The organism is Variovorax sp. PvP013, from assembly GCF_050435945.1.
Taxonomy (GTDB): Bacteria; Pseudomonadota; Gammaproteobacteria; order Burkholderiales; family Burkholderiaceae_C; genus Variovorax.
On the sequence record NZ_JBNDLF010000013.1, the window covers coordinates 19,613 to 44,328 of the forward strand.

The following is a 24,716-nucleotide window of genomic DNA, read 5'->3' on the forward strand; positions in this document are numbered from 1 at the left end:
GGGCCTTTTCCTTTGGCCGCTCGCACGAGGGGCGGCGAGCGCGGCAGCGGCGCTCAGGCCGTCGTCGCGGGCACCCGGATCCGCACCGGCACCGACTTGGCCGCCGGCACCTTGCTCTCCTCGGCGTAATGGAACAGCGGGATCACCGGGTTGCATTCCGGGAAGTACGCCGCGCAGGTGCCCGGGGGCAGGTCGTACACCGTCACGCGCAGGTTCTTCACCTCGCGCTCGACGCCGTCGCCCGCGGCGCTCGCCAGCGTGATGCGCTGGCCGTTTTCCAGGCCCAGCCGGTCGATGTCCAGGGCGCTCAGCAGCAGCACCTCGCGCGTGCCGTCGATGCCGCGCAGGCGGTCGTCGTAGCCGTAGATGGTGGTGTTGAACTGGTCGTTGCTGCGCAGCGTGACCAGGCGCAGCACGTCGGCGCCGCCGTCGCCCTCGAAGGCGGCGTGCAGGGCGGCGGGCACTTTGAACTCGGCCTTGCCGCTCTTCGTCTCCCAGCGGCGCTTGGCCGCGGCCAGCGGGCGCGGGAAGCCGCCGGGCTGGTGCATGCGGGTGTTGAAGTCCTTGAACTCCTTCGGGTAGGTGGTCTCGATGGCGTCGCGCACCGTCGCGTAGTCGGCGCACCAGGCGTCCCAGTCGACCTTCGGATTGGGGTCGAGCGTCGCCTTGGCGAGGCCGGCGACGATGCGCGCCTCCGACAGCAGCCGCGCGCTCGCCGGCGCGTGGTGGCCGCGCGAGGCGTGGATGCGCGCGGTGCTGTCCTCGATGGTCAGGGTCTGCACGCCGCCGAGCTGCGTGTCGCGCTCGATGCGGCCCAGGCAGGGCAGCAGGTAGGCCACCTTGCCGTGCAGCAGATGGCTGCGGTTGAGCTTGGTCGCCACCTGCACGGTGAGCTCCAGCGCCTGCCAGGCCGGCTCCATGCGGTGGTGGTCGGGCACCGCGCGGATGAAGTTGCCGCCCAGCGCGACGAAGGCCTTGACGCGGCCGTCGAGCATGCCCTCGCAGGCCTCGACCGTGTTGAGGCCCTTGTGGCGCGGCGGCTCGAAGCCGTACTGATCGGCCAGCCGGTCCAGCGGCACCAGCTCGGGCTTCTCCGAGATGCCCACCGTGCGCTGGCCCTGCACGTTGGAGTGCCCGCGCACCGGGCACACGCCCGCGCCGGGCTTGCCGATGTGGCCGCCCATGAGCAGCAGGTTGACCAGCATGCGCACGTTGTCCACGCCCAGCTTGTGCTGCGTGAGGCCCATGCCGTAGACGCCGATGACGGCCTTGGCCTTGGCGTAGGTACGCGCCGCCTCGGTCAGCGCCACGCGCGAGAGGCCCGACTCGGTCTCCAGCCGCGTCCAGTCCTGCGCGCGCACGAAGGTCGCGAACGCCTCGAAGCCGTGGGTGTGCCGGGTGATGAAGGCGGCGTCGATCACGCGCGGACGACCCTCGGCGATGGCCGTGTCGTCGAGGTCGAGCAGCGCCTTGCACATGCCGGTGATGGCGGCGATGTCGCCGGCCGCGCGCACCTGCAGGTACTGGGTGGCGATGCGCGTCTCCGAGCGCGTGGCCATCTCGATGGGGCTCTGCGGGTTGGTGAAGGCCTCCAGGCCGCGCTCGCGCAGCGGGTTGAAGACGATCACCGGCACGTCGCGCTTGCGGGCCTCCTGCAGCGGATGGAGCATGCGCGGGCTGTTGGTGCCCACGTTCTGGCCGAAGAACAGCAGGCAGTCGGTGTGCTCGAAGTCCTCCAGCCGCACCGTGCCCACCGGCACGCCGATGGCCTCCTTGAGCGCCACCGAGGTGCTCTCGTGGCACATGTTGGAGCTGTCGGGCAGGTTGTTGGTGCCGTAGAGCCGGGCGAAGAGCTGGTACATGTACGAGGTCTCCAGCGAGGCCCGGCCCGAGGCGTAGAACACCGTCTGGTCCGGCCCGCCGTTCCCGGCCAGGGCGCGCAACCGGGCGCCGATGTCGGCGAAGGCCTCGTGCCAGGCCACCGGCACGTAGCGGTCGCGCGCGGCGTCGTAGCGCAGCGGGTCGGTCAGGCGGCCCTCGTGCTCCAGGTCGTGGTCGGGCCAGGCGAGCAACTCGGTGACGGTGTGGCGCTCGAAGAAGTCGACGCCGGCGCGCAGGCTGGTGAGTTCGGCGAAGGTCGCCTTGGCGCCGTTCTCGCAGAACTCCGCCGTGCTCGCCTTGGCCGGCTTGGCCCAGGCGCAGCTGGTGCAGGCGAAGCCGTCGACCTTGTTCTGCCGCACCAGCTCGGGCAGGGCGCCGAAGGCCGCGTGGTGCTTGACGTGGTGCGCGATCGAGCTGGCCGAGCCCCAGCCGCCGACCGGTCCGTCGTAGGCTTCGATCTTGATGGCGGTGCCGCTCTCGTGGTCGATTTCGGGGGTCATGGGTGGGTCTCCTGGCGGGGTGGAAGGGGGGCGTCGGGCAGGCCGCGCGATGCCGCGTCGTCCTCATGCTGACGCGCCGCCAGCCACCGGTGAGCCGCCCATGCGGCCGCGAGCAGGTAGGCGAAACCCCCGGGCACCCACATGACCAGTCCGGCGAGCTGCTGGTCCCAGAGCTCGCGCGACTCGCGCCAGTAGAGCGGCCGGCCGGAGAAGGTCAGCAGCGCCCCCAGCGCGCCCGTGTGCATGGCCGTGAACAGTAGGGCCGAGGCGGCGGCCAGCGTGCCCTGGCGCCCGCCGCGCAGCACCGACCACCAGAACAGCCAGCCCGTGAGCAGGAACGACAGGTGCTCGGCCACGTGCAGCCAGTTGTCGAACACCGCCGCCATGTACGGCCCCGGCGCGTGCCAGATCCAGATCGCCGCCGCGTGCAGCAATGCGCAGGCGCCGGGATGGCGCGTCAGGCGCAGCAGCGGGCGCCACACCGCGTCGGCCGCCGGACCGAAGGCGGCACGCCACTGCGCGAGCGGCCGCGCCAGCACCGCCAGCGGCGCCACCACCAGGATCAGCAGCATGTGCTGGACCATGTGCAGGGCGGTGCTGGATTCGGCCCAGTCGTCGAAGGGGCCGAACAGCGCCAGCCCCGCGACCAGCATCGCCGTGTGGAACAGCGCCCGGCCGGCGAAGGTCGGCCGCCGGCGCATGGCGCCGAAGCCGTAGCCCAGCCAGGCCGCGGCGAACAGCCCCTGCGACAGCCAGATGGGCGCGTGCGCGCCCTCGCCGGTGAAGGCGTTGCCGTGCGCCAGGGCCGCCGACGGCAGCAGCGCCAGCGCCGCGCCCAGCCCCGCGCGCGTCGGCGTCACACGCAAGGCCACAGCGCCAGCATCGGCGCGCCGACGAAGACGGTGGCGACGGCGGCGACGGCGTAGAGCCAGGCGGCGGCGTGGGCGATGAATTGCGCGGTCTCGTCCCCGGGCATGCGCCGTGCCGCGCGCGCGCAGGTCCGCGACGCGTGCGCCAGCCACAGCACCAGCGCCAGAGAGACCAGCAGCAAGGTGCCGTTGATGGCGTTGAACTGTCGGCGCTCCGGCATCGGCTCGGCGACGGCGCAGCCCACCGACAGGCCGCCGTAGACGACCACGAACCACACCGACCACGCGACCAGTCCCAGGCCCAGCTGCCACGGATGTCCGGGCGCCAGCCCGGCGACGCGCGAGGAATCGGAGGAGGCGGATGCGGAAGGGGTGGGCGTCATGGTCAGCGTGCGAAGGCCAGCGGCAGCAGGGCGAAGGCCAGCCAGGCGACGGCCGCCGCGCCGGCCGTGAAGCTCCAGAACGAGGCCACCACCACCGGCTCGTAGGGCGCGGCCGTGCCGACGTAGCCGCGCCGCACCCGCAGCGCCTGCAGCACCGACAGCACCAGGGCCAGCGCCGTGTGCAGCAGCAGGAACGACAGCAGGAAGGCGAGCATGGCGTCGTGTGCGCTGCGCGTGGGCGCGAGCGGCGCCAGCACCAGCAGCGCGACGAGGCCGAGGGCCGCGGCCAGTCCGCAGCCGGCGGCCGTCCACAGGCTGCCGACCAGCGCCGGCGCCTCGCGCTCGACCTTCGACGCGTCCGCGCCCCCGCCCCGGCCGTCGCCCGCGTCACGGCAGCCGCGCAACCGTTTCACCACCCCGCCCATCGACCAGCGTCCCGCGCCCAGCAGCGCCGCCACGCCCAGCAGCGGCCAGGTGCCGATCGGCGAGACGGCCGGCGGCTGCCACGACGGCGCCACGGTCCACAGGAACAGCCAGCCGAAGACCAGCGAGCCGTAGAGCGAGGCGTCGGCCAGCATCGTCAGGCCCATGCCCCACAGGCCGGGGCCGTCGAAGGTGTGGGTGTGCAGCTTCAGGCCGCCCGGCAGGTCGGCGGCCTCGGTGCCGCTCATGCAGGGGTGGCCGCCGTTCAACCACGACCAGCGCAGCAGCACCGCCGCCACCGCCAGGCCCACCGCCAGCGCGGCGACGTAGAGCTTGAGCAGCAGCAGGATGCACAGCACCGCCAGCAGCAGGCTCGCCACCAGGGGCAGCCACGAGCTGCCCGGCAGGTGGAACACCTCGCGCGGCCGGCCGCTGACGGGGTCGGTGCCCAGCGTCTCGCGCCGGCCGTGTACAGCGTCGGCCAGCGCGTGGCGGCCCGCGGCGATGGTCTCGGGCAGCTCCGGCGCGTCCCACAGCGGATGGCGCAGCGGCAGCGCCGGCTGGCTGGCGAAGTTGTACGAGGGCGGCGGCATCGGCATGGCCCACTCCATGGTGTCGGCGCCCCACGGGTTGGGCGGCGCCTTGCGGCCGAAGCGGAAGTGCAGGGCGATGTCGAGCAGCACCGTCGCCACGCCGAAGGCCATCAGGAAGCTGAAGACCGAGGAGATCAGGTTGGGCACGTCCCAGCCCAGGCCGGTGTCGTAGGTGTAGACGCGGCGCGGCATGCCCAGCAGGCCGGTCCAGTGCATGACCAGGAAGGTGCCGTTGAAGCCGACGAAGGTAACCCAGAAGCCGATCTTCGACAGCCGCTCCGAGGGCATGCGCCCGCTGAAGTGCGGCAGCCAGTAGTACACCCCCGCGAGCAGCGGGAACAGCATGCCGCCCACCAGCACGTAGTGGAAGTGCGCCACCACGAAGTGCGTGTCGTGCACCTGCCAGTTGAAGGGCACCAGCGCCAGCATCACGCCCGTGAGGCCGCCGGCGACGAACACCGTCAGGAAGGCACCGACCCACAGCATCGGCGCGCGCCACACCGGCCGCCCGGTCCACAGCGTGGCGATCCAGGCGAACAGCTGCACGCCCGTCGGGATGCCCACCAGCATGCTGGCGGCCGAGAAGAAGGCCTGCCCCAGCGCCGGGATGCCGAGCGTGAACATGTGGTGCACCCACAGCCCGAAGCTGATGAAGCCGATGGCGATGAGCGAGACCACCACCCAGCGGTAGCCCACCAACGGCCGGCGCGCGAACACCGGCACGATGGTCGAGATGACGCCCGCGGCCGGCAGGAAGACGATGTAGACCTCCGGGTGGCCGAACAGCCAGAACAGGTGCGCCCACAGCAGCGGATCGCCGCCGCGCAGGGTGTCGAAGAAGGCCCAGCCGGCGGCGCGCTCCAGCTCCAGCAGGATCGAACCCAGGATCAGCGGTGGGAAGCCCACCACGATCATCAGCGAGGTCACCAGCATCGACCACGCGAACACCGGCATGCGTTCGAGCGACATGCCCGCCGCGCGCGTGCGCAGGATCGACACCGCGATCTCGATGCCCGCGGCCATGGTCGCGATCTCGACGAAGGTGATGCCCAGCAGCCAGAAGTCCGAATTCAGCCCCGGCGTGTAGACGTCGCTCGACAGCGGCGTGTACATGAACCAGCCGGCGTCGGGCGCCAGGCCGAACAGCAGGCTGCTGCAGAAGATGATGCCGCCGAAGAGGTAGCACCAGTAGCCGAAGGCCGACAGGCGCGGGAACACCAGGTCGCGCGCGCCCAGCATCTTGGGCAGCAGGTAGGCCGCCAGCCCCTGCAGGATCGGCACCGCGAACAGGAACATCATGATGGTCCCGTGCATGGTGAAGGCCTGGTTGTAGGCCTCCGCGCCCATGAAGTCGTGGTTGGGCAATGCCAGCTGCGCGCGCATGAGCATCGACAGCAGTCCGGCCAGTACGAAGAACACGCCGCCCGTGACCATGAAGCGCAGCGCGACGGTGGAGTGGTTGACGACCGAGAACGCGCGCCAGCCGCGCGGGTTGCCCCAGACCTTCTCGAGTTGGTCGTGCAGCGCGTCGCGCCCGGGGGAGGTGGGGGAAGCGGAGGAAAGGGTGGCGTCGCCGCCGCTGCTGTTCATCGCTTCGTGCCTTCGCTGCCGTCGCCGGCGGTCTCTCGGGGAATGTCGCCGGCGGGGCGGCCCTGCAGCCAGGCGTCGAAATCGGCCGGCTCCATCGCGATCACGGTCATGGTCATGTGGGCGTGGCCGGTGCCGCAGAACTCGGCGCACTGGCCCCGGTAGGTGCCGGCGCGGTCGGCCTGCAGGCGCACGACCAGGGTGCGCCCGGGCACGGCGTCGAGCTTGCCGCCCAGGCGCGGCACCCAGAAGGAATGGATCACGTCGGCGCTCTGCGTGTGCACGTCGACCGGGCGGCCGACCGGCACGCGCATCTCGTTGCGCAGGCGCGCGCCGTTGGCCGGGTAGTGCATCTCCCACCACCACTGGTGGCCGATGGCGTCCACGCGCAACGGCGCCGGCCCGGCGCCGGGCAGCGGCAGCTGGTGGAAGCCCGAGGGCGAGCCGAAGACCAGCAGCGCGACGATGCTCGCGCCCGGCAGCACCAGTCCGCCGCCGACCAGCCAGCGGCGCTGCACGCGCCGCGCCGCGTCCTCGCCGAGCGCCTCGGCGCGCGGGCGCATCGCCAGGAACCAGATCGCGCAGATGCCCGCGAGCACCGCGACGGCGACGCCGAACATCCACCACCACACCGTGGCGATCGCCGCCGCCGACGGCCCGGCCGGGTCCAGCACCGACTGCGGCCCGGCGCAGGCGGCAAGTCCGCACAGGGCGGCCAGCGCGCCGGCGCGCGTCAGAATGCCCGCATGAGCACCCCGAGCACGAGCCCTTCCGATCATTCCCCCGTGATGTCCTCCACCCTGTCGGCCGGCGGACCGACCGACGAGCCGATCCTCAGCCGCGCCGCCATCGCCGGCCATCCGCTGCATCCGATGCTGATCCACTTTCCCGTGGCGGCGCTGGTCGGCCTGGTGGGCACCGACGCGGCCTACGTCTGGAACGGCGATCCGTTCTGGGCCCGCGCCGGGCTGTGGCTGGCGGGCGTCGGTGCGCTGGGCGGCTGGGGCGCCAGCGTGGCGGGACTGGTCGACCTGATCACTGTCGGGCGCATCCGGCGCCTGGTCACGGCCTGGGGCCACGCGATCATCGCCGTGATGATGCTGTCGATGGCCTCGATGAACTGGATGATCCGCCTGGGCGGCGACCCCGGCGCCCACGTCTGGCCCTGGGGCGCCGGCATCACGGGCGTGACGGCGGCCTTCATCGCCCTGGCGGCCTACCTGGGCGGGCGGCTGGTCTACGAGCACGCGGTGGCGGTCGATACGTCGGATTGAGCGGCCCACCCCCAGTCTTCGCGCACTTCGTGTCGCTTCGCCAACCCCCTTCCAGGGGGCAACACCAGCGGCCCGGCGAAGCCGGTTCCGCGGTGTTTCTGGCCTTGAGTGGAGCAAATTCATGAATGGGTTGGATCAGAACGGCTTGCGCAGCGCCAGCCAGGCGATGGTGGCGAACCACAGGAGCGACAGGGCGCAGACGAGGTAGGCGAGCTTCGTCCAGGGGCTGTCCTGGCGCTCGACGCGCAGCACCAGCATGCCGCACGAGGCGTGGCCCAGCACCAGCAGGCCGACGACGCCGAGCTTGGCGATCAGCCACGGCGCGAGCGGGCCGTGCAGCATGAAGATGGCCGTGCCGGAGGCGATGGCCAGCAGCGCCGCCGGGGTCGCGACGCCGACGAACAGGCCGCGCAGCAGGGTGCGCCGGTGGGCGTTGGAGAACACCGCCGGGCTGGTCTCACGGCTGGCCAGCGCCAGCGCGATGGTCAGGTAGAACAGCGATCCGGCCCAGGCGATGACCGCGCTCACGTGGAACAGCTTGAGCCAAGGCATCGGTCAGGCAGGCGAAACGGCGGACTGCGGCGGCGGCATGGACATGTCGGAGGCGATCCGGGAAAAAAGGAAGCCGCGTGAGCGGTGGGAGCGTGCGGGGCCGCGGGTGCATCGGACGGGTCGCGCGCTCGGACCGGCCGTGGTGGGCCACCGTCGCGCGACCGTCCTGGCGGCCACCCGAGGAGTGTTCCGCAGATCGCCGATCGCGCCTGTAGGAACGTGCCGCCGACCCGGGCGTCCGACCTAGAAATCCACCAGACTCAACCCGATGCTCAGCACCGTGCGCTTGCGGTTGTAGTCGACCAGGGTGTCGCCGTAGCCGTGGAAGAGCTGGGTGTGCAGGCGCAGGTTGCTGGTGACCGGGTCGCCCAGGGCCTTGAGCCATTCGAGGCGCAGCGACCCGTGGCCGCTGCTGCGCAGGTTGTTGCGCAGCGTGAGCCCGAAGGTGTTGTCGCGGTCGAAGTTCCAGCGGCCGATGAACTCGGCGCGGCCGATGTAGTCGGCGATGTCGGGGTTGTCGTCCTTGGCCGGGTCCTCGGCGATGCGGTTCCAGAAGCGCGCGGCGATCTGGAAGCGGCTGTCGAGCTCGACGCCGGTCATGAGGTAGGTGCGGTTCCAGCTGCGCGACAGCGGCAGGGCCTGACCGTTGGACTGGTGGGCGATGCCCGCGCCCAGGTAGCGCCAGCGCCAGCCGCCGGGCAGGGTCAGGTTGGTCGGATAGACGTACATCATCTCCGGCTCGTGGTCGGTGGCGCGGAACGGCCGCGAGAGCGCGCCGTTGAACAGCTGCCAGCTCGACTGCTGGGTGTAGGCGAACCACAGCGAGTCCTTGCGCTGCGGATCGTCCCCCGTGAGCAGGCCCTGGGCGAGCTTGGTGCGCACCGACAGGCCGATGCGCATCTCGTTGGCCTGGTAGGCGGTGGGCGTGCCGGTGTGGCCGGCCGCGGGCGAGGTGGGCGTGTCGGGCCGGTTCGTGGCGGCGGTGGCCGACACGCTCAGCGGCCGGTAGCCGCGGAAGCCGAAGGTGCCGCAGTCGCTGCCTTCCTCCAGCTCCCAGAAGCGCGAGAAGGCCGAGTACTGCCGGTCGCGGCAGCCTTCGGTGGCCGCCACCACGATCACCGGCTTGACCGGCACGGCCGCATCGGCGACGGGCTGCGCGCTGGCGAGCGCGGCGTTGCCGGGCGCGACCGGCGCGGTGGCCGTGGCCGGGGTCGGCGCGGCGGGGCGGACGCCGGTCGCGGCCAGCGGCTGCGAGGGCGAGGGCGCCGTCGACGCCGTCGCCGGCAGCTGCTGCTGCTCCTGCGCCCAGCGGTCGAAGCAGGCCAGGCGCGCTTCCTTGCTGTCGTCGAGGCGCTGGCACTGCTGCCAGGTGAGACCGGGCGAGGCGATCGGCGCCGGCGCGGCGCGATCGGCGGGAGGCTGCGTCTGGGCCTGCGCGGCCATCGCCAGACCGAGCCCGGCGAGCATCGAACCGGCCGCACGCGTGCGGCGCAGGCGCGGATTCGATGGGCCTGCGAAGGGGAGGGAGGGCATCGTCGTCATGGAAGTTCGCCGGTCTTGTGGAGCGTGAAGGTGCGGGTGGCGTCGTCGCGCGCGTCGCGCCGGGTGCCGCGGAAGGACCGACCGCACGAGCCCGGCTCCAGGTCGGCCGACCAGACCGCGTCGATGGCGCGGCCGTCGGCCGATTCGTCCAGCGTCAGCACGCCGGCGTCGTCGACGTCGCCGGCGACCTGCGCGTCGGCGCCGGGGGCGGTCGAACCCGCCGGACGCGTCAGCGTGCCGCGCACGCTGCCGGCGTATTCGGGATGGCGCGCGAGCCGCAGCACGGCCAGCGCCGGGGCGACGCCGTCGTCGAAGCGGGCCTCCCAGCGGCCGTACAGCGTCTCGGGCGCCAGCTCGTCGGCGCTGCGCGGGCAGTCGGCCGCGACGACGACGGCCGGCGACGGCGCGGCGCCGGCGGACTGGGCACGGGCGAAGTCCGGGGCCGCCAGCAGGGCCGACAGCGCCAGCAGCGTGGCGGCCCCGGTCCGGGCGGCGGGCCGGGCCGGGCGGCCCGCGGCGGCGCGGCGGGCGATGGCGACGGGCGTGGCGGTGGAGGTGGCGATGGTGGTGATGGCGGTGGAACAGGCGATGGAAATCGAAGCGCGGGAAGTCGTCATGGATCGCATCCGAAAGGGTCCGGGGTCAGGGCGCCGCCGCGGAGGCCGCCGCGGCCGCCGCGCTCTCCTGCGCCCGGCGCGCGAACTCGGCGCGCAGCGCGCGGATCTTCTCGCGCGGGTCCTCCTTGGCGGTGGACTGGTCGAGCGCCATCTCGGCGATGAAGCGGCTGGGCTGGGCGGCGACGGTCTCGCGGCCCTTCTTGCGCCGCTTGGTCCAGCTCACGGCCAGCGTGCGCTGGGCGCGCGTGATGCCCACGTACATCAGCCGGCGCTCCTCCTGCAGGCGCGTGAGCGTGTCCTCGCTGACCATCTGCTGGCGGCCGTCGTCGTCGTCGAGCTTGAAGGGCAGCAGGCCCTCGTTGACGCCGATGAGCATCACGTGCGGCCACTCCAGGCCCTTGGCGGCGTGCAGGGTGGAGAGCGTGACCACGTCCTGGTCCTGGTCGCCGCGGTCGCTGATGGTGGACAGCAGCGAGATGGTCTGCGCCACCTCCAGCAGGCTCTTGCGCTCGCCGACCTGCGCCGTGGCGCCGGAGGCGTCGTCGACCTCGCCGCCGCAGCGCGCGGCCATCCAGTCGCAGAACTCCAGCACGTTGGTCCAGCGCGTGGCGGCGGCCTGCTCGCTGTCCTCGCCGTCGTAGAGGTGGCGCTCGTAGTCGATCTCCTTGAGCCACTCGGCCAGGAAGGCGCGCGCGCTCTCGGCACCGACGGTCTGGCGGGCCTTGTACTCCAGGTCGTTCACGTAGCGGCCGAACTCGTGCAGCCCGCCGATCGCGCGCGCCGGGATCACGCTGGGCAGCGAGGCGCTGAACAGGGCGCCGAAGAGGCTGAGCTTGTACTGGCTGGCGAAGCCGCCCAGCGCGGCGAGCGTGGTGTGGCCGATGCCGCGCTTGGGCGTGGTCACCGCGCGCAGGAAGGCCGGATCGTCGTCGCTGTTGACCCACAGGCGGAACCAGCCGCACAGGTCCTTGATCTCGGCGCGGTCGAAGAAGCTCTGGCCGCCGGAGACCTTGTAGGGGATCTGCGCCTTGCGCAACGCCTGCTCGAAGACCCGCGCCATGTGGTTGGCGCGGTAGAGGATGGCGAAGTCGCGGAACGCCTTGTGCTGCTCGCCCTGCGTCACGGTGGCGCCGCCGCGCAGGCTCTGGATGCGCGCCACCGCGCGCTCGGCCTCGTGGGCCTCGTTGTCGGCGTCGACGATGCGCACCGGCTCGCCCTCGCCCAACTCGCTGAACAGCGTCTTCGGGAACAGCTTGGGATTCGGCCCGATGACGTTGTTGGCCGCGCGCAGGATGGCGCTGGTGGAGCGGTAGTTCTGCTCCAGCTTGACCACCTTGAGCGCCGGATAGTCGATCGGCAGCTTCCTCAGGTTGTCCAGCGTGGCGCCGCGCCAGCCGTAGATCGACTGGTCGTCGTCGCCCACGGCGGTAAAGCGCCCGCGTTCGCCCACCAGCGCCTTGAGCACCTCGTACTGCGTGGCGTTGGTGTCCTGGTACTCGTCGACCAGCACGTGGCCGAGCGCCTCCTGCCACTTGGCGCGCACCGCGTCGTGCTCCTGCAGCAGCTTCAGCGGCAGGCCGATGAGGTCGTCGAAGTCGACGCTCTGGTAGGCCGCCAGGCGCTCCTCGTAGCGCGCCATGATCTGCGCCGTGATGCGCTCGGAGTCGTCGGCGGCGCAGGCGGCGGCCTGCGCGGCGTTCAGGCCCATGTTCTTCCAGCGGCTGATGGTCCACTGCCACAGGCGCGCCGTGGCGGTGTCGACCGAGCCGCCGGCGTCCTTCAGGATCTTGGTGACGTCGTCGCTGTCGAGGATGCTGAAGGCCGGCTTCAGGCCCAGCACGGCGCCGTCCTCGCGCATCATGCGCACGCCCAGGGCGTGGAAGGTGCAGATCACCACGTGCTTGGCGTCGCGCCCGATCAGGCCCTTGGCGCGCTCGCGCATCTCGGCGGCGGCCTTGTTGGTGAAGGTGATGGCGGCGATCTTCCTGGGCGGCATGCCCGACTGGATCAGCCGCGCGATCTTGTGCGTGATCACGCGCGTCTTGCCCGAGCCCGCGCCCGCGAGCACGAGGCACGGGCCGTGCAGGTAGTTGACGGCTTCCTGCTGGGCGAGATTGAGACCGGAGGACATGCGCGGAGGATGGATCGATGGAGCGGGACGGGCGGGACGGACGGCACCGGAAACGTCGGTGGCGAAGCGGACGCCGGCGGGCGACGGGAGCGGCGGCGACGGCCCGCACGGAGGGAGCCGGTGCGGCGAGCGTGACGGAATGCCGGGGAACGCGAGGAACGCGCGGAGCGCTCGGCATGATACCGGCTGGGCCTACATCGCCGGTGGCGCAGGGATGCTACGTTGCGCCGCCCGCCGGGGCCGCCGACGCGCGGTACGGGCGGGTTCCCCGTCGACTCCCCGTCGACCTTCCCATGGCTCCCGTTCCGCCTTCCGATGATCCGAGACAACAAGAACAACAAGCCGCGCAAGGGTCGCCTCGTCGCGATCCTCGCCACCTTCGTCCTCACGGTCGCCGCGACGCTCGCGGTGGTCAACCTCACCGGCGGCGAGAAACGCATCGACGAGCAGGTCGGCCGCGCCTACGCCCTGCAGGACGACCAGTTCCAGCGCGCGCTGGGCGTGCTGCTGGGTCCGCCCATCACGGCCGGCAACCGCTTCGAGGCGCTGCACAACGGCGACGAGATCTTCCCGCCCATGCTCGCGGCCATCCGCGGCGCGCAGCGCAGCATCACCTTCGAGACCTACATCTACTGGTCGGGCGACATCGGCCGCATGTTCGCCGAGGCGCTGTCCGAGCGCGCCCGCGCCGGCGTGAAGGTGCACGTGCTGCTCGACTGGGTCGGCAGCGCCAAGATCGACGAGGACTTCCTGCGCGAGATGGAGAAGTCCGGCGTGCAGATCCGCAAGTTCCACAAGCCCGACTGGTGGGGCCTCTCGCGCCTGAACAACCGCACCCACCGCAAGCTGCTGATCGCCGACGGGCGCATCGGCTTCACCGGCGGCGTGGGCATCGCGCCGTCGTGGACCGGGAACGCCCAGGACCCCGACCACTGGCGCGACTCGCACTACCGCGTCGAGGGCCCGGTGGTGGCGCAGATGCAGGCCGTGTTCATGGACAACTGGATCAAGGCCTCGGGCGAGGTGCTGCACGACGAGCGCTATTTCCCGGCCATCGGCCCGGTCGTGCCGACCCAGGGCGGCTCGACGGCGGCGACCAAGGCCGAGAGCGCGATCCCCGAGACCGGCGGCGCCGCCGGCGGGCGGGCCCAGGTCTTCGCCAGCTCGCCTTCGGGCGGTGGCGAGAGCATGCACATCATGTACCTGATGGCGATCGCGGCGGCCACCCGGACGATCGACCTGTCGAGCGCCTACTTCGTGCCCGACGAGCTGACCGTCCGCGCCCTGGTGGCGGCCATGCGGCGCGGCGTGCGCCTGCGCATCATCACGCCCGGCCCGACCATCGACGCCAGCGTCGTGCGCCGCGCCTCGCGCGCGAGCTGGGGCCCGCTGCTGGAGGCCGGGGCCGAGATCAGCGAATACCAGCCGACGATGTTCCACTGCAAGGTCTTCACGGTCGACGGCCTGCTGGTGTCGGTGGGATCGACCAACTTCGACAACCGCTCCTTCCGCCTCAACGACGAGGCCAACCTCAACATCTACGACGCCGCCTTCGCCGCGCGCGAGACCGCCGTCTTCGAGGCCGACCTGGCGCGGTCGAAGCGCGTCACCCACCAGGCCTGGCTCGACCGGCCGCTGCGCGAGAAGGCGCTGGAGCATCTGGCGTCGCTGCTGTCCTGGCAACTCTGATCAGGCTGCCCGGCCGTCCGGCCGTACGATCCATCCCCCTCGCCGGACCCGTCTTTCCCGCCCATGCTGCAGATCCTCGCCGTCACGCTGCCGTTCTTCGCCCTGGTCGCGGCCGGCTACCTCGCCGCGCGCCGGCGGATGCTGCCGATCGACGCCATCCCCGGTCTCAACGTCTTCGTGCTGTTCTTCGCGCTGCCGTGCATGCTCTACCGCTTCGGCGCCCGCACGCCGATCGCGCAGCTGCTCGACGGCCCGGTGGCACTGGTCTGGGGGCTCGGCGCGCTGACGATGGTGGGCGCGACGGTCGCGCTCACGCGGCGCGGTCGCAGGAACTGGAACGACGCCTCCTTCGGCGCGCTGGTGGCGGCCTTTCCCAACACGGGCTTCATGGGCGTGCCGCTGCTCGCCGCGCTGCTGGGGGCGGGGATGCTCGGGCCGGCGATCATCGCCATCACGCTCGACATGGTGCTGACCTCGTCGCTGTGCATCGCGCTGTCGCGGCTCGACGGCGTGGGGCGCCGTCCGGTGCCGGGCACCGCGCGCGCCGCCGACGGGGACGGCGAAGGCGACGGTCGCACCGACGTGGCGACGGCCCTGCGCCAGGTCTTCCGGGGCGTGGTCGTGAATCCGCTGCCGTGGTCGATCCTGCTGGGCGGGCTGGCCTCGGCGACGGGCTTCGCGCTGCCCGAGCCGATCGACCGCGCCATCGCCATGCTGGCCGAGGCCGCCTCGCCGGCCGCGCTCTTCACCATCGGCGCCGTGCTCGCGCGCCCGGCGGTGCTGGCCGCGCGCCAGGGGCTGGCGGCGCGCCGCGCGCCGGTGGGCGACGTGCTGCCGGTGGTGCTCCTCAAGCTGGTGGCGCATCCGCTGCTGATCTGGGGACTGGCGCGGCTGGCGTCGGTCGTCGGCCTGGCCGTGAGCCGCGAGGCGATGGTCGTGATGGTGCTGGTCGCGGCGCTGCCGAGCGCGAGCAACGTGTCGATGCTGGCCGAGCGCTTCGGCGCCGACAACGGCCGCATCGCGCGGATCATCCTGTGGACGACGGTCGGGTCGTTCGTCACCTTCGCGCTGATCACGCGCTGGCTGCACTGAAGCCGCCAGCGGCGCCGCGGCCGCTCAGGGCTTGGCGCTCGCCTGCAGGCGCTGGAACTCGCTGCGCTTCATCGCCAGGTAATCGTCGCGGTCCATCTCGTGGAGCTGGCGGGCGTAGCGCTCGGTGTCGTCGAACCACTCGCCCAGGCGCTTCTCGCGGCCCTGCGGACCCGGCGCGTCGAGGTAGGCGTCGATGGCCAGGTAGTAGCGCATGGTGTTGCGCTCGACCACGCCGCGCACGCCGCCGATGTACTCGTCGGCGCCGGTGGAGGTGAAGCCGACCTTGCCGCTGCCGATCGTCGCCAGGTAGCTCTTCATCGCCAGCCGCGCCGCCGTGCCGTAGCCGTAGGCGTAGCCCAGGTGGATGAAGGTCTTGCCGCCGTCGACGGGCACGGCCTCCAGCGCGATGCGGTAGTCGCGGGTGGACATCGGCCCGCTCGCCGCGCTCAGGCGCACGTCGAGGTAGTCGGCGCGCGTGGCGGCCACGCGGTAGCCGAAGTCCAGGCGCTGGGCGTCCTTGAGCGGCTGGTCGAACTTGCGCCCGACCGCCACGTTGAGCGCGGCGGTGCGGCCGTCGGCGGCGCCGGCCTCGGCGTCGCTCACCGCGCAGTACTTGGTGTTGAGGTGCAGCATCAACACCTCGCACCAGACCGCGGGCGAGGCCATCGCCTGCCGCACCTCGGCGATCGGGTGATCGACCACCGCGTAGATGTCGCCGCTCAGGCCGCCGGAGGCCTCGTTGGAGGTCAACGCCAGCGGCCGGTCGAAGGCGTTGCGCTGGAGCTGCGGCTGCAGGCTGCGGTACTTGGCCTGCAGCGCCGAGGCCTGGCCGCCCTCGCCGGACGACGACGTCGCCTGCGCCAGCGCGGCCAGCGGCGCGACGAACAGCAGGGCCGCCAGGGCCACGGGCCGCCAGGCCGGACGGGAGGGGGCGGACGCGCGCGGGAGGTAGGTGTTCATGGTGCGCGCAGCGTGGCACGCGGGCGGCGCGCCGGTTGCAGGACGGCGCCCCGGCACGACCCCCTCGGTTTGCCATGGCCGTCGACACCCGTCATGCCCCGAGGCCAGGACACCGCGGAACGGGCTTCGCCCGGCCGCCGGTGTCGCCCCCGGTAGGGGGTGGCGGCCACACGAAGTGGGCAAGCCTGGGGGCGAGCTAGATCTGCCCGGGATCGACGTCGATCAGCCACCGGATCACGCCCTTGCCTTCCGGCGTTCGGCGCAGCGCGTGCAGCAGCGGCTGCCAGCCCGCCAGCAGGCGCTGCAGGGCGACGCGCGAACGGCTCTCGACCAGCATCTGGGCGCGTTCGACGTTCGCCACGCGCTGGATCGCCAGCGGCACGGCCGGGTAGCGCGCCACCTCGGGGGCGTCGGGCGTGCCGGCGTCGAGGGCGTCGGCGGCGCCGGCGGCGGCCTCCAGGAAGGCCTGCGCCGCTTCCTGGGTGCGGGCGTCGGCGCGCAGCAGCGCCTGGAAGGCGAAGGGCGGCATGCCGGCGGCGCGGCGGTCGGCGAGCTCCTGCGTCGCGAAGGCCGGGTAGTCGTGATGCCGCAGTGCCTGGAACAGCCCGTGACCCGGGTGGTGCGTCTGGATCCACATCTCGGCCGTCGCGCCCTGCGCCGCCAGGTAGGCGGCGTCGCGCCCGGCGCGGCCGGCCGACTGCATCAGCAGGCCGAACAGGCGCTCGGGCGCGCGGAAGTCGCTGGAGAACAGCGCGCCGTCGGGATTGACCGCCGCCACCAGCGTGATGCGCCGGAAGTCGTGGCCCTTGGCGATCATCTGCGTGCCCACCAGCACGTCGACCTCGCCCGCGTGCACGGCGGCCAGCTGCGATGCCAGCGCGCCCTGCGCCCGCGTGCTGTCGGCGTCGATGCGGGCGATGCGCACGGCGCCGCCGCCGGGTCGCGCGATCGACGCGAACAGCTCGCCCAGGTGCTCCTCCAGCCGCTCGGTGCCGCGGCCGACCGGCGCGATGTCCGGGTTGCCGCACGACGGGCAGGCGCGCGGTACGCGCTCGGTGAAGCCGCAGTGGTGGCAGCGCAGCGTGCGGTCGATCTTGTGGAACACGCGGTAGGCGCTGCAGTGCGGGCATTCGCTCTTCCAGCCGCAGTCGGCGCACGCCAGCACCGGCGCGTAGCCGCGCCGGTTGAGGAACACCATGCTCTGCTCGCCGCGCGCGATGCGCTGTCCGATGGCCTCCAGCAGCGCGCCGGAGAGCACCGTCCGGGGCGGCTGCAGGGTCATGTCGACCAGCCGCACGGTCGGCAGGGCGCCGGCGCCGATGCGGCTGGGCATGGTCAGCCGCACGTAGGGGCCGGCGGCCTCGTCGCCTTCGGCCGGGCGGCTGCGGTGCCAGCTCTCCAGCGACGGCGTCGCCGAGCCGAGGATCACCTTCGCGTCCTCGCGCCGACCGCGCCAGACCGCGAGGTCGCGCGCCGAATAGCGCGCACCCTCCTGCTGCTTGTAGCTGGGGTCGTGCTCCTCGTCGACCACGATCAGCCGCAGTCCCGGCATCGAGGCGAACACCGCCATGCGCGTGCCCAGCACGATGCGCGCCACGCCGGCGTGCGCGGCCAGCCAGCTCGCCAGGCGCTGCGGGTTCGTCATGCCGCTGTGCATCGACACCACCGCGTCGGCGCCGAAGCGCGGCTCGAAGCGTTCCCGGAAGCGCGCCTCCAACTGCGGCGTGAGGTTGATCTCCGGCACCATCACCAGCGCCTGCGCCGTGGCGTCGCGCGCGAGCAGGTCGCCGACGGCGCGCAGGTAGACCTCGGTCTTGCCGCTGCCGGTGCTGCCGAAGAGCAGGAACGGACCGGACTCGGCGTCGATGCGGCGCAAGGCCTCGGCCTGCTCGGGCGTCGCGGCGACGGCCGGGGCGTCGACGGGGGAGGCGGTCGATGGCGCGTCGGCCGAAGCCGGCGTCGACGCCGCCGGCTTCTTCGAGCCGCCGCCCGCTGCCGCCTCGCGCCGCTTGAGCCGCCGCGCCAGCTGCACGCCGCTGAGGTCGCGCAGCTGCGGCGGCAGGGCCGCGAGCGCGATCTCGCCGAGAGAGCGCTGGTAGTAGCGCGCCGCGAAGGCCACCAGATCGCGCCAGGCCGCGTCCAGCGGCGCCAGGGCGTCGAGCGCCGCGCCCACGGGCTTGAGCGCTTCTTCCTCGCCTTCGGCCAGTGCGTCGCTCGACCAGACCACGCCCAGCACCTCGCGCTTGCCCAGCGGCACGCGCACCAGGGTGCCGGCGGGCAGGTCGGCGGTGGCCGAATAGCTCAGCAGGTCGCCCAGCGCGGCGTGGGCCGGGGTGTGGACGGCGATGTCGAGGCGCCGGGTCATGGGCGAGTCGCGTGCGGCGGACGTCGCGGCCGAAGGTAGCAAAAAGGCTTCAAGTCGTTGATTTTCCAAGGCTTTGTCGATCATCCACCGCCGCTGTGGATAACTTTGTTGATAGATGCCCCGGAGCCCCCGAAAAGCCCTGCGAATCAAGGGCTTGGCGGCTCCCTCCAGAAAACGTCGAAAAACCGAAATCCATACGAATCAACGACTTAGCGTTGCTATCGCTTTAGGAGCGAGGGGTCGAGGGGGTGCCTCCGGCCCGAAACCTGTACCACATCTTTTGTGCATAAGTCGAAAGCCGAAGATGATTTCACGCTTGACAAACCGGAATCGGGGGTTTTTTCACCGGTCTCCTGCAAGGGCCGGCGCGCTGTGCCTCGGGCGTCCGCGCGGCCCGCTCCGCCTCACCCGCGCAGGGCGCGCGACTGCGTGTGGACGGCGTCGACCAGCACCGCGACGTGCTCCGGCGGCGTGAACTGGCTGATGCCGTGGCCGAGGTTGAAAATGTGCGTCGGCCCGGTCGTGGTGCGGTCCGCGTGCGGCCGGCCGAAGCGCTCCAGCACCTTGGCCACCTCGGCCTCGATGCGCGCCGGCGGCGCGAACAGCACGTTGGGGTCGATGTTGCCCTGCAGCGCCTTGGCCCCGGCGCCTTCGCCGACCCGGGCGCGCGCGGCGCCGAGGTCGACGGTCCAGTCCAGGCCCAGCACCTCGCAGTCGAGTTCGCGCATGGCGTCGAGCCACAGGCCGCCGCCCTTGGTGAAGACGATGCGCGGCACCGGCGTGCCGTCGGCGCCGGTGCGCTTCAGGCGCGCCAGCACGCGGGCGGTGTAGGCCAGGCTGAATTCCTGGAACGCGCCGTCGGCCAGCACGCCGCCCCAGCTGTCGAACACCATCACGGCCTGCGCGCCGGCGTCGATCTGGGCGTTGAGGTAGTCGGCCACGGCGTCGGCGTTGATCGCCAGGATGCGGTGCATCAGGTCCGGGCGGCCGTAGAGCATCGTCTTGACCTTGCGGTAGTCGCTGGAGCCGGCGCCCTCGACCATGTAGCAGGCCAACGTCCACGGGCTGCCCGAGAAGCCGATTAGCGGCACCCGGCCGTCGAGCGCGCGGCGGATCGACGCCACGGCGTCGAACACGTAGCGCAGGCGCGCCATGTCGGGCACCTCCAGCGCCATCACGGCGGCCTCGTCGCGCAGCGGACGGGCGAAGCGCGGGCCCTCGCCGGCCTCGAACGACAGGCCCAGACCCATGGCGTCGGGCACCGTCAGGATGTCGGAGAAAAGGATCGAGGCGTCGAGCGGGAAGCGCTCCAGCGGCTGCAATGTGACCTCGGTGGCGTAGTCGACGTTGGTCGCCAGGCCCATGAAGCTGCCGGCGCGGGCGCGCGTGGCGACGTATTCCGGCAGGTAGCGCCCGGCCTGGCGCATCAGCCAGACCGGCGTGTGATCGGTGGCCTGGCGCCAGCAGGCGCGCAGGAAGGTGTCGTTTTGCAGGGGGGCGAAGGGCATCGGCGAATTGTCGCAGGCGACTTTCGCGCCCGCCGGCCGTGCGGGCACCCCGGCGTCAGCTCTTGTACTTGATGCTGCAGCCGTAGGGCTTGGTGATCGCCGCCGTGACCGGCCGGCCGCCATAGGCCTCGGCCAGCGCCTGGTTGACGTAGTTGGTGGCGGTCGCGATGTCGCTCGCGCGCGCCGAGGGCACGCTGTCGATGCCGCCCACGTAGACCAGCACGCCCTTGGGGTCGATGATGAACAGGTGCGGCGTGGTGCGCGCGCCGTAGGCCTGGCCGATGGTGCCGTCCTCGTCGAGCAGCACGGCCGTCGGCGCGGCGGCGCGCTGGCGCATCCACTCGTCGAGGGCGGCGGGCAGCAGGTGGTCGCTGGCGGCGCGCTCGGTCGAGTTGATCGCCAGCCAGACGGCGCCGCGCGCGGTGGCGGCCTTCTGCGTGGCGGGCATGTTGCCGCTGTCGTAGTGCTTGCGCACGAAGGGGCAGCCGGGGTTGGTCCATTCGAGGACCACGTACTTGCCGGTGAAATCCGAGAGCTTGCGCTCGACGCCGCGCGTGTCGGTGGCGACGAAATCGGGCGCCTTCTCGCCGACCGAGGGCAGCGCGTGCGCCGGCGAAGCGGCCAGCAGCGTCGCGCCCAGGGCGACGGCGGCGGCCATGACGGCGCGGCGCGAGGCCCGGGTGAGCGCGGCCTGAGCGTTGCGGGCGATCTGCGCCGAGCGGGCGGCGGACGAGGACAGGGAGGGCATGACTTGAAGACTCCAGAAAGTCGATAAATCGAGTGACGGCCGCAGCTTAGAACGCTTTGCTCGCGCGTGCCCGGCAAGCCGCCCGGCGGACATGGACATGGGGTCATGGCGCGGACGACGGGTCGGGGCGACGCGCCGGCCTGCGCGGTCATGGGCGGGCTCTCGCGGTCGTCCGCCACGGAGGGTAGCCTTCACAGCGCCCCCAATGCCGCGCGCACCTCGTCGCGGCCCAGGATCTCGGTCAGCACCACCGGCGCGCGTCCCGGCGCCTGCAGCACGTAGACCGGCACGCCGCTGCGGCCCAGGGCGGCCAGGGCGGCGGTGATGGCGGGGTCCCGGCGCGTCCAGTCGGCGCGCAGCAGGGCGACGCGACGGGCGTCGAACTCGGCCAGCAGTCCGGCGTCGGCCAACGTCGTCTGCTTGTTGTACTGGCAGGTGACGCACCAGGCGGCGGTGAAGTCGACGAACACCGGACGGCCCTGCGCGTGCAGCTCGGCCACGCGCTGCGCCGACCAGGGCTGCCAGCGCGCGCCGGCGACGCCGGTCGTCCCCACGGGCGCTTCGGCCGGACGCACCACGTTGCCGCCGATCGTGGCCACGGTCAGCGCCGTGACGGCCAGCAGGGCGCCGGCCAGTCCCAGGCGGGCGCGCCCGCGCAGCGTGAAGGCCCAGGCCACCGCGGCCAGGCACACCAGCAGCGCCAGCAGCGCGCCGGCGCCGTCGATGCCGCTCTGCTGGCCCAGCACCCAGACCAGCCAGGCGACGGTGGCGAACATCGGGAACGACAGCAGCCGGCGCAGGGTGTCCATCCAGGCGCCCGGCCGGGGCAGCCGCCGCGCGACGGCGGGCACGAAGCTCGCCACCAGGTAGGGCAGCGCGAGCCCGAGGCCCAGCGCCGCGAACAGCATCAGCGCCTGCGCCGGCGGCAGGCCGATCGCCAGCCCGAGCGAAGCGCCCATGAACGGCGCGGTGCAGGGCGAGGCGACCACCACCGCCAGCACGCCCGAGAGGAAGTCGTCGACGCGCGGATGCGCCGAGCGCACGCCGCCGAGCGAGGCGACGCCGGGCACGCGCACCTCGAACAATCCCGCCAGGTTCAGCCCGATCAGCGTGAACAGCGCCGCCAGCGCCGCCACCACCGCCGGCGACTGCAGCTGGAAGCCCCAGCCGAGCTGCGCGCCGGCCGCGCGCAGGGCCAGCATGGCTGCGCCCAGCGCCAGGAACGAGAGCAGCACGCCGGCGGTGTAGGCCAGACCGGCGCGGCGGTGGCCGGCGCGGTCGCCGCCATGGCGCGCGAAGCCCAGCACCTTGATCGCCAGCACCGGGAACACGCAGGGCATCAGGTTGAGCAGCAGGCCGCCGAGCAGGGCGCCGAGCAGCGCGACGACGAAGCCGCCGGCGGGAACGGGGGCGGGGGCCGGCGCCGATGGCGCGGCGGCGTTGGCCGCGAGCGCCGCCTGCAGCGCGGGCGGGACCGCGGCCGGCGTCGCCGTGGCCGGCCAGGCGCCTGCGACCGGGGCGACGGCGCGCCAGGCGATGGGCGCGCCGTCGCGGCGGTCGGTCTCGGCCAGCGCCACCACGACCGGCATCTCGGCGGGGCTGGCGCTGCGGTGGTCGGCCAGCGGCACGGTCGCGCTCCAGCGCTCGCCATCCCACGACTGCTGCGGCGTCGCGGCGGTGCGGATCACGTCGGCGGTCTCGGGGAAGAGTTCGAGCGACCGGCCACGCGCCTCCGGCGGCAGGCCGTCGAGCCGGATGCGCAGCGTGGCGCCGTCGATCTCGACGCGGCCCGGCGCGGCCAGCGCCACCGGCTGCGCGGCCCGCGCGGCGTCGAAGGCGCCCGCGTCCAGCGCCGTCGAACCTCGCACCGGCAGCCGCAGCACGAACTCGCCTTCCTCGGGAATGCATTCCTGGCGGCACACCAGCCACGCCGCCTTCAGGCGGATGTCGACCGACGGCGCGCCGGCCAGCGCGGCCGGCGGCGCGAAGTCCGGCGCCACGGTCAGCGGCACCGGCAGCAGCACCGTGCCCTCGTAGCCGTAGTTGGCCAGCGTGCCGATCGGGATCTTCCTCGGCACCGGCCAGGCGACCTCGCCCGCCGAGAGGCCCGGCGGCAGGGTCCAGGCCAGCTCCGTCGGGAGGCCGGAATCGCCGGCGTTCTTCCAGTAGGTGTGCCAGTGGGGCTGGTGCGTGATGCGCAGGCCGACCTGCACCGGCGCTCCGGGCGAGACGCCGTCGGGCGCCAGGGCGACCAGCTCGGCGCGCACATGCGGCGTCGTGACGACCGACGAGGCCGGCGCGGCGCGCGTCGTCGACAACGCCTGGGCCATGGCCGGCGACGCGATGCCGCTCAGGGCGAGCGTCAGCAGGAGCAGGAAGCCCGCGAGGGCGTGGGGAAGGCGGTAGCGTGGCATGCCGGCATTCGGAGCATCTGGGCGGCCGGAGGGTTCCGGGACTCCTGAACGCGCCGCCGGACCGCGAGGTCGATGGTAAGGGCCGTGCGCGCCGACGCGCATCCGCGGCGCTCCCTCGCCTTCCCGCACCCCTCCCGGATCGCCCACGCCACGATGCGCCGGCAGCCGACAGGGCGCCGGCGCCGGCTCGACCATGCTTTTCTCCAATCGTTGTCGCGCGCCTGCCCGGGCCGCCCTGCCTGAAAGGACATCCGTCATGAATCTCCCCCGCCTCTGCCTGATCCCGCTCGCCGCCCTGATGATGGTCGCCTGCGGCGAGACCGCCAAGCTGCCCTTCGAGGCCGGCGTCGGCCCCAACCCGCAACTGCCCGCGCCCAACAAGACCTTGATCCCGACGCTGAAGATCGCCGAGGCCAGCGGCTGGACCGACACCGCCGGCCCGACGGCGGCCTCCGGCTTCAAGGTGGTGGCGCTGGCCCGTGGCCTCGACCACCCGCGCTGGGTCTACACCCTGCCCAACGGCGACGTGCTGGTCGTCGAGAGCAACAAGCCGCCCAAGGAGCCGGGCGCGCCGCAGGCCGAGAAGGGCCTGTTCGACAAGGCCAAGGGCGTGGTGCAGGGTCTCGTCATGAAGCGGGCCGGCGCCGAGGTGCCCAGCGCCAACCGCATCACCCTGCTGCGCGACGCCAACAACGACGGCGTGGCCGAGACGCGCAGCGTCTTCATCCAGGGGCTGAATTCGCCCTTCGGCGTCGCGCTGGTGAACGGCGAACTCTTCATCGCCAACGCCGACGCGCTGGTGAAGGTGCCCTACGCCGACGGCCAGACCACCAGCACCGCCGCGCCGGTCAAGGTGACCGACCTGCCCGCGGGCATCAACCACCACTGGACGAAGAACGTCATCGCCAGCCGCGACGGCGCCAAGCTCTACGTCACCGTCGGCTCCAACAGCAACATCGGCGAGAACGGCATGCAGGCCGAGGAAGGCCGCGCCGCGATCTGGGAGGTGGATACGAAGAGCGGCCAGAAGCGCCTGTTCGCCAGCGGCCTGCGCAACCCCAACGGCATGGCCTGGGAGCCCGACAGCAACGTGCTGTGGACCGTGGCCAACGAGCGCGACGAGATCGGCAGCGACCTGGTGCCCGACTACCTGACCTCGGTCAAGGACGGCGGCTTCTACGGCTGGCCGTGGAGCTACTACGGCGGCACGGTCGACGCCCGCGTGCAGCCGCAGCGTCCGGACATGGTCGCCAAGGCCATCGCGCCCGACTATGCGCTGGGCACCCACGTCGCCGCGCTGGGCCTGACCTTCTCCAATCCGCGCGGCATGCCGCCGGAGTTCGCCAACGGCGCCTTCATCGGACAGCACGGTTCGTGGAACCGCAAGCCGATGTCGGGCTACAACGTGGTGTTCGTGCCCTTCATCGGCGGCAAGCCGGCGGGCAAGCCGGTCGAGGTGCTGACCGGCTTCCTCAGCGCCGACGGCAAGGCCCAGGGCCGGCCGGTGGGCGTGACGCTGGACAAGTCCGGCGCCCTGCTGGTGGCCGACGACGTCGGCAACGCCGTCTGGCGCGTGTCGAAGCAGTAA

General features: G+C 72.6%; 18 protein-coding genes. 4 read left to right on the top strand and 14 right to left on the bottom strand.

Features of this window, described 5'->3' with window-relative positions; genetic code table 11:
- Positions 1 to 53: 53 nt before the first annotated feature.
- Genes ABID77_RS21070 through coxB form a run of 5 tightly spaced genes read right to left on the bottom strand, consistent with a single transcriptional unit; the run spans position 54 to position 7,015 of the window.
- Positions 54 to 2,381: an FdhF/YdeP family oxidoreductase gene (locus ABID77_RS21070; RefSeq protein ID WP_429600184.1), complete on the bottom strand. Its 2,328-nt coding sequence runs from the start codon at positions 2,379 to 2,381 to the stop codon at positions 54 to 56.
- The gene (locus tag ABID77_RS21075; RefSeq protein WP_429600186.1) at positions 2,378 to 3,253 is read right to left on the bottom strand and encodes a cytochrome c oxidase assembly protein; all 876 of its coding nucleotides are present in this window, start codon (positions 3,251 to 3,253) and stop codon (positions 2,378 to 2,380) included. Before ABID77_RS21075 ends, ABID77_RS21070 begins: the two co-directional genes overlap by 4 nt.
- Complete coding sequence (locus tag ABID77_RS21080) at positions 3,238 to 3,633, bottom strand: hypothetical protein (protein ID WP_429600189.1); 396 nt, start codon at positions 3,631 to 3,633, stop codon at positions 3,238 to 3,240. The genes ABID77_RS21075 and ABID77_RS21080 overlap by 16 nt, the downstream gene beginning before the upstream one ends.
- 2 nt (positions 3,634 to 3,635) lie before the next feature.
- On the bottom strand, positions 3,636 to 6,239 hold the full coding sequence (ctaD, locus tag ABID77_RS21085; protein WP_429600191.1) for a cytochrome c oxidase subunit I: 2,604 nt from the start codon (positions 6,237 to 6,239) through the stop codon (positions 3,636 to 3,638).
- Positions 6,236 to 7,015 (bottom strand): cytochrome c oxidase subunit II, encoded by a 780-nt coding sequence (gene coxB / locus ABID77_RS21090; RefSeq protein ID WP_429600194.1) that lies wholly within the window; start codon positions 7,013 to 7,015, stop codon positions 6,236 to 6,238. Before coxB ends, ctaD begins: the two co-directional genes overlap by 4 nt.
- Before the next feature lie 9 nt (positions 7,016 to 7,024).
- On the opposite strand from coxB, the gene ABID77_RS21095 reads away from it, so the two are divergent.
- Positions 7,025 to 7,510: a DUF2231 domain-containing protein gene (locus ABID77_RS21095; RefSeq protein ID WP_429600197.1), complete on the top strand. Its 486-nt coding sequence runs from the start codon at positions 7,025 to 7,027 to the stop codon at positions 7,508 to 7,510.
- A 135-nt stretch (positions 7,511 to 7,645) separates the two neighbouring features.
- On the opposite strand, the gene ABID77_RS21100 is transcribed toward ABID77_RS21095, so the two are convergent.
- The 4 genes from ABID77_RS21100 to ABID77_RS21115 all read right to left on the bottom strand — a co-directional run bounded on the left by ABID77_RS21100 (position 7,646) and on the right by ABID77_RS21115 (position 12,352).
- Positions 7,646 to 8,062 (bottom strand): CopD family protein, encoded by a 417-nt coding sequence (locus ABID77_RS21100; protein WP_429600200.1) that lies wholly within the window; start codon positions 8,060 to 8,062, stop codon positions 7,646 to 7,648.
- A gap of 243 nt (positions 8,063 to 8,305) precedes the next feature.
- Positions 8,306 to 9,595, bottom strand: a complete 1,290-nt coding sequence (locus ABID77_RS21105; protein ID WP_429600202.1) for a phospholipase A — start codon at positions 9,593 to 9,595, stop codon at positions 8,306 to 8,308.
- A gap of 5 nt (positions 9,596 to 9,600) precedes the next feature.
- On the bottom strand, positions 9,601 to 10,221 hold the full coding sequence (locus tag ABID77_RS21110; protein WP_429600205.1) for a hypothetical protein: 621 nt from the start codon (positions 10,219 to 10,221) through the stop codon (positions 9,601 to 9,603).
- Between the two features lie 25 nt (positions 10,222 to 10,246).
- Positions 10,247 to 12,352 carry an ATP-dependent helicase gene (locus tag ABID77_RS21115; protein ID WP_429600207.1) on the bottom strand — a complete coding sequence of 702 codons (2,106 nt, stop codon included), beginning with the start codon at positions 12,350 to 12,352 and terminating at the stop codon, positions 10,247 to 10,249.
- Positions 12,353 to 12,667: 315 nt separating this feature from the next.
- Between ABID77_RS21115 and ABID77_RS21120 the strand changes: the two genes are divergently transcribed.
- On the top strand, positions 12,668 to 14,041 hold the full coding sequence (locus ABID77_RS21120; protein WP_429600210.1) for a phospholipase D-like domain-containing protein: 1,374 nt from the start codon (positions 12,668 to 12,670) through the stop codon (positions 14,039 to 14,041).
- A 63-nt stretch (positions 14,042 to 14,104) separates the two neighbouring features.
- A complete protein-coding gene (locus ABID77_RS21125) occupies positions 14,105 to 15,133 on the top strand; it encodes an AEC family transporter (protein WP_429600212.1) in 1,029 nt (342 codons plus the stop codon).
- A 24-nt stretch (positions 15,134 to 15,157) separates the two neighbouring features.
- On the opposite strand, the gene ABID77_RS21130 is transcribed toward ABID77_RS21125, so the two are convergent.
- From ABID77_RS21130 to ABID77_RS21150, 5 genes are all read right to left on the bottom strand, one after another.
- A complete protein-coding gene (locus tag ABID77_RS21130; RefSeq protein WP_429600215.1) occupies positions 15,158 to 16,093 on the bottom strand; it encodes a hypothetical protein in 936 nt (311 codons plus the stop codon).
- A 196-nt stretch (positions 16,094 to 16,289) separates the two neighbouring features.
- Positions 16,290 to 18,458, bottom strand: coding sequence for a replication restart helicase PriA (gene priA / locus ABID77_RS21135; protein ID WP_429600218.1), 2,169 nt, complete (start codon positions 18,456 to 18,458; stop codon positions 16,290 to 16,292).
- Between the two features lie 404 nt (positions 18,459 to 18,862).
- Positions 18,863 to 19,966: a uroporphyrinogen decarboxylase gene (gene hemE / locus ABID77_RS21140; protein WP_429600220.1), complete on the bottom strand. Its 1,104-nt coding sequence runs from the start codon at positions 19,964 to 19,966 to the stop codon at positions 18,863 to 18,865.
- 55 nt (positions 19,967 to 20,021) lie between these two features.
- Entirely contained in the window at positions 20,022 to 20,714 is a 693-nt protein-coding gene (locus tag ABID77_RS21145) for a redoxin domain-containing protein (protein WP_429600223.1), read from the bottom strand.
- Between the two features lie 191 nt (positions 20,715 to 20,905).
- On the bottom strand, positions 20,906 to 23,128 hold the full coding sequence (locus ABID77_RS21150) for a protein-disulfide reductase DsbD family protein (RefSeq protein WP_429600226.1): 2,223 nt from the start codon (positions 23,126 to 23,128) through the stop codon (positions 20,906 to 20,908).
- A 256-nt stretch (positions 23,129 to 23,384) separates the two neighbouring features.
- On the opposite strand from ABID77_RS21150, the gene ABID77_RS21155 reads away from it, so the two are divergent.
- Positions 23,385 to 24,716 (top strand): PQQ-dependent sugar dehydrogenase, encoded by a 1,332-nt coding sequence (locus tag ABID77_RS21155; RefSeq protein WP_429600229.1) that lies wholly within the window; start codon positions 23,385 to 23,387, stop codon positions 24,714 to 24,716.

Excerpts from the sequence above, each read along its gene's own strand:
- ABID77_RS21120 (WP_429600210.1), top strand. The coding sequence starts at position 12,668 with ATGATCCGAGACAACAAGAACAACAAGCCGCGCAAGGGTCGCCTCGTC.
- hemE (WP_429600220.1), bottom strand. The coding sequence starts at position 19,966 with ATGCCCTTCGCCCCCCTGCAAAACGACACCTTCCTGCGCGCCTGCTGG.
- priA (WP_429600218.1), bottom strand. The coding sequence starts at position 18,458 with ATGACCCGGCGCCTCGACATCGCCGTCCACACCCCGGCCCACGCCGCG.
- ABID77_RS21110 (WP_429600205.1), bottom strand. The coding sequence starts at position 10,221 with ATGACGACTTCCCGCGCTTCGATTTCCATCGCCTGTTCCACCGCCATC.
- ABID77_RS21080 (WP_429600189.1), bottom strand. The coding sequence starts at position 3,633 with ATGACGCCCACCCCTTCCGCATCCGCCTCCTCCGATTCCTCGCGCGTC.
- ABID77_RS21105 (WP_429600202.1), bottom strand. The coding sequence starts at position 9,595 with ATGCCCTCCCTCCCCTTCGCAGGCCCATCGAATCCGCGCCTGCGCCGC.
- ABID77_RS21145 (WP_429600223.1), bottom strand. The coding sequence starts at position 20,714 with ATGCCCTCCCTGTCCTCGTCCGCCGCCCGCTCGGCGCAGATCGCCCGC.
- ctaD (WP_429600191.1), bottom strand. The coding sequence starts at position 6,239 with ATGAACAGCAGCGGCGGCGACGCCACCCTTTCCTCCGCTTCCCCCACC.
- ABID77_RS21155 (WP_429600229.1), top strand. The coding sequence starts at position 23,385 with ATGAATCTCCCCCGCCTCTGCCTGATCCCGCTCGCCGCCCTGATGATG.
- ABID77_RS21130 (WP_429600215.1), bottom strand. The coding sequence starts at position 16,093 with ATGAACACCTACCTCCCGCGCGCGTCCGCCCCCTCCCGTCCGGCCTGG.
- coxB (WP_429600194.1), bottom strand. The coding sequence starts at position 7,015 with ATGATCGGAAGGGCTCGTGCTCGGGGTGCTCATGCGGGCATTCTGACG.
- ABID77_RS21150 (WP_429600226.1), bottom strand. The coding sequence starts at position 23,128 with ATGCCACGCTACCGCCTTCCCCACGCCCTCGCGGGCTTCCTGCTCCTG.
- ABID77_RS21115 (WP_429600207.1), bottom strand. The coding sequence starts at position 12,352 with ATGTCCTCCGGTCTCAATCTCGCCCAGCAGGAAGCCGTCAACTACCTG.
- ABID77_RS21125 (WP_429600212.1), top strand. The coding sequence starts at position 14,105 with ATGCTGCAGATCCTCGCCGTCACGCTGCCGTTCTTCGCCCTGGTCGCG.
- ABID77_RS21070 (WP_429600184.1), bottom strand. The coding sequence starts at position 2,381 with ATGACCCCCGAAATCGACCACGAGAGCGGCACCGCCATCAAGATCGAA.
- ABID77_RS21100 (WP_429600200.1), bottom strand. The coding sequence starts at position 8,062 with ATGCCTTGGCTCAAGCTGTTCCACGTGAGCGCGGTCATCGCCTGGGCC.
- ABID77_RS21095 (WP_429600197.1), top strand. The coding sequence starts at position 7,025 with ATGTCCTCCACCCTGTCGGCCGGCGGACCGACCGACGAGCCGATCCTC.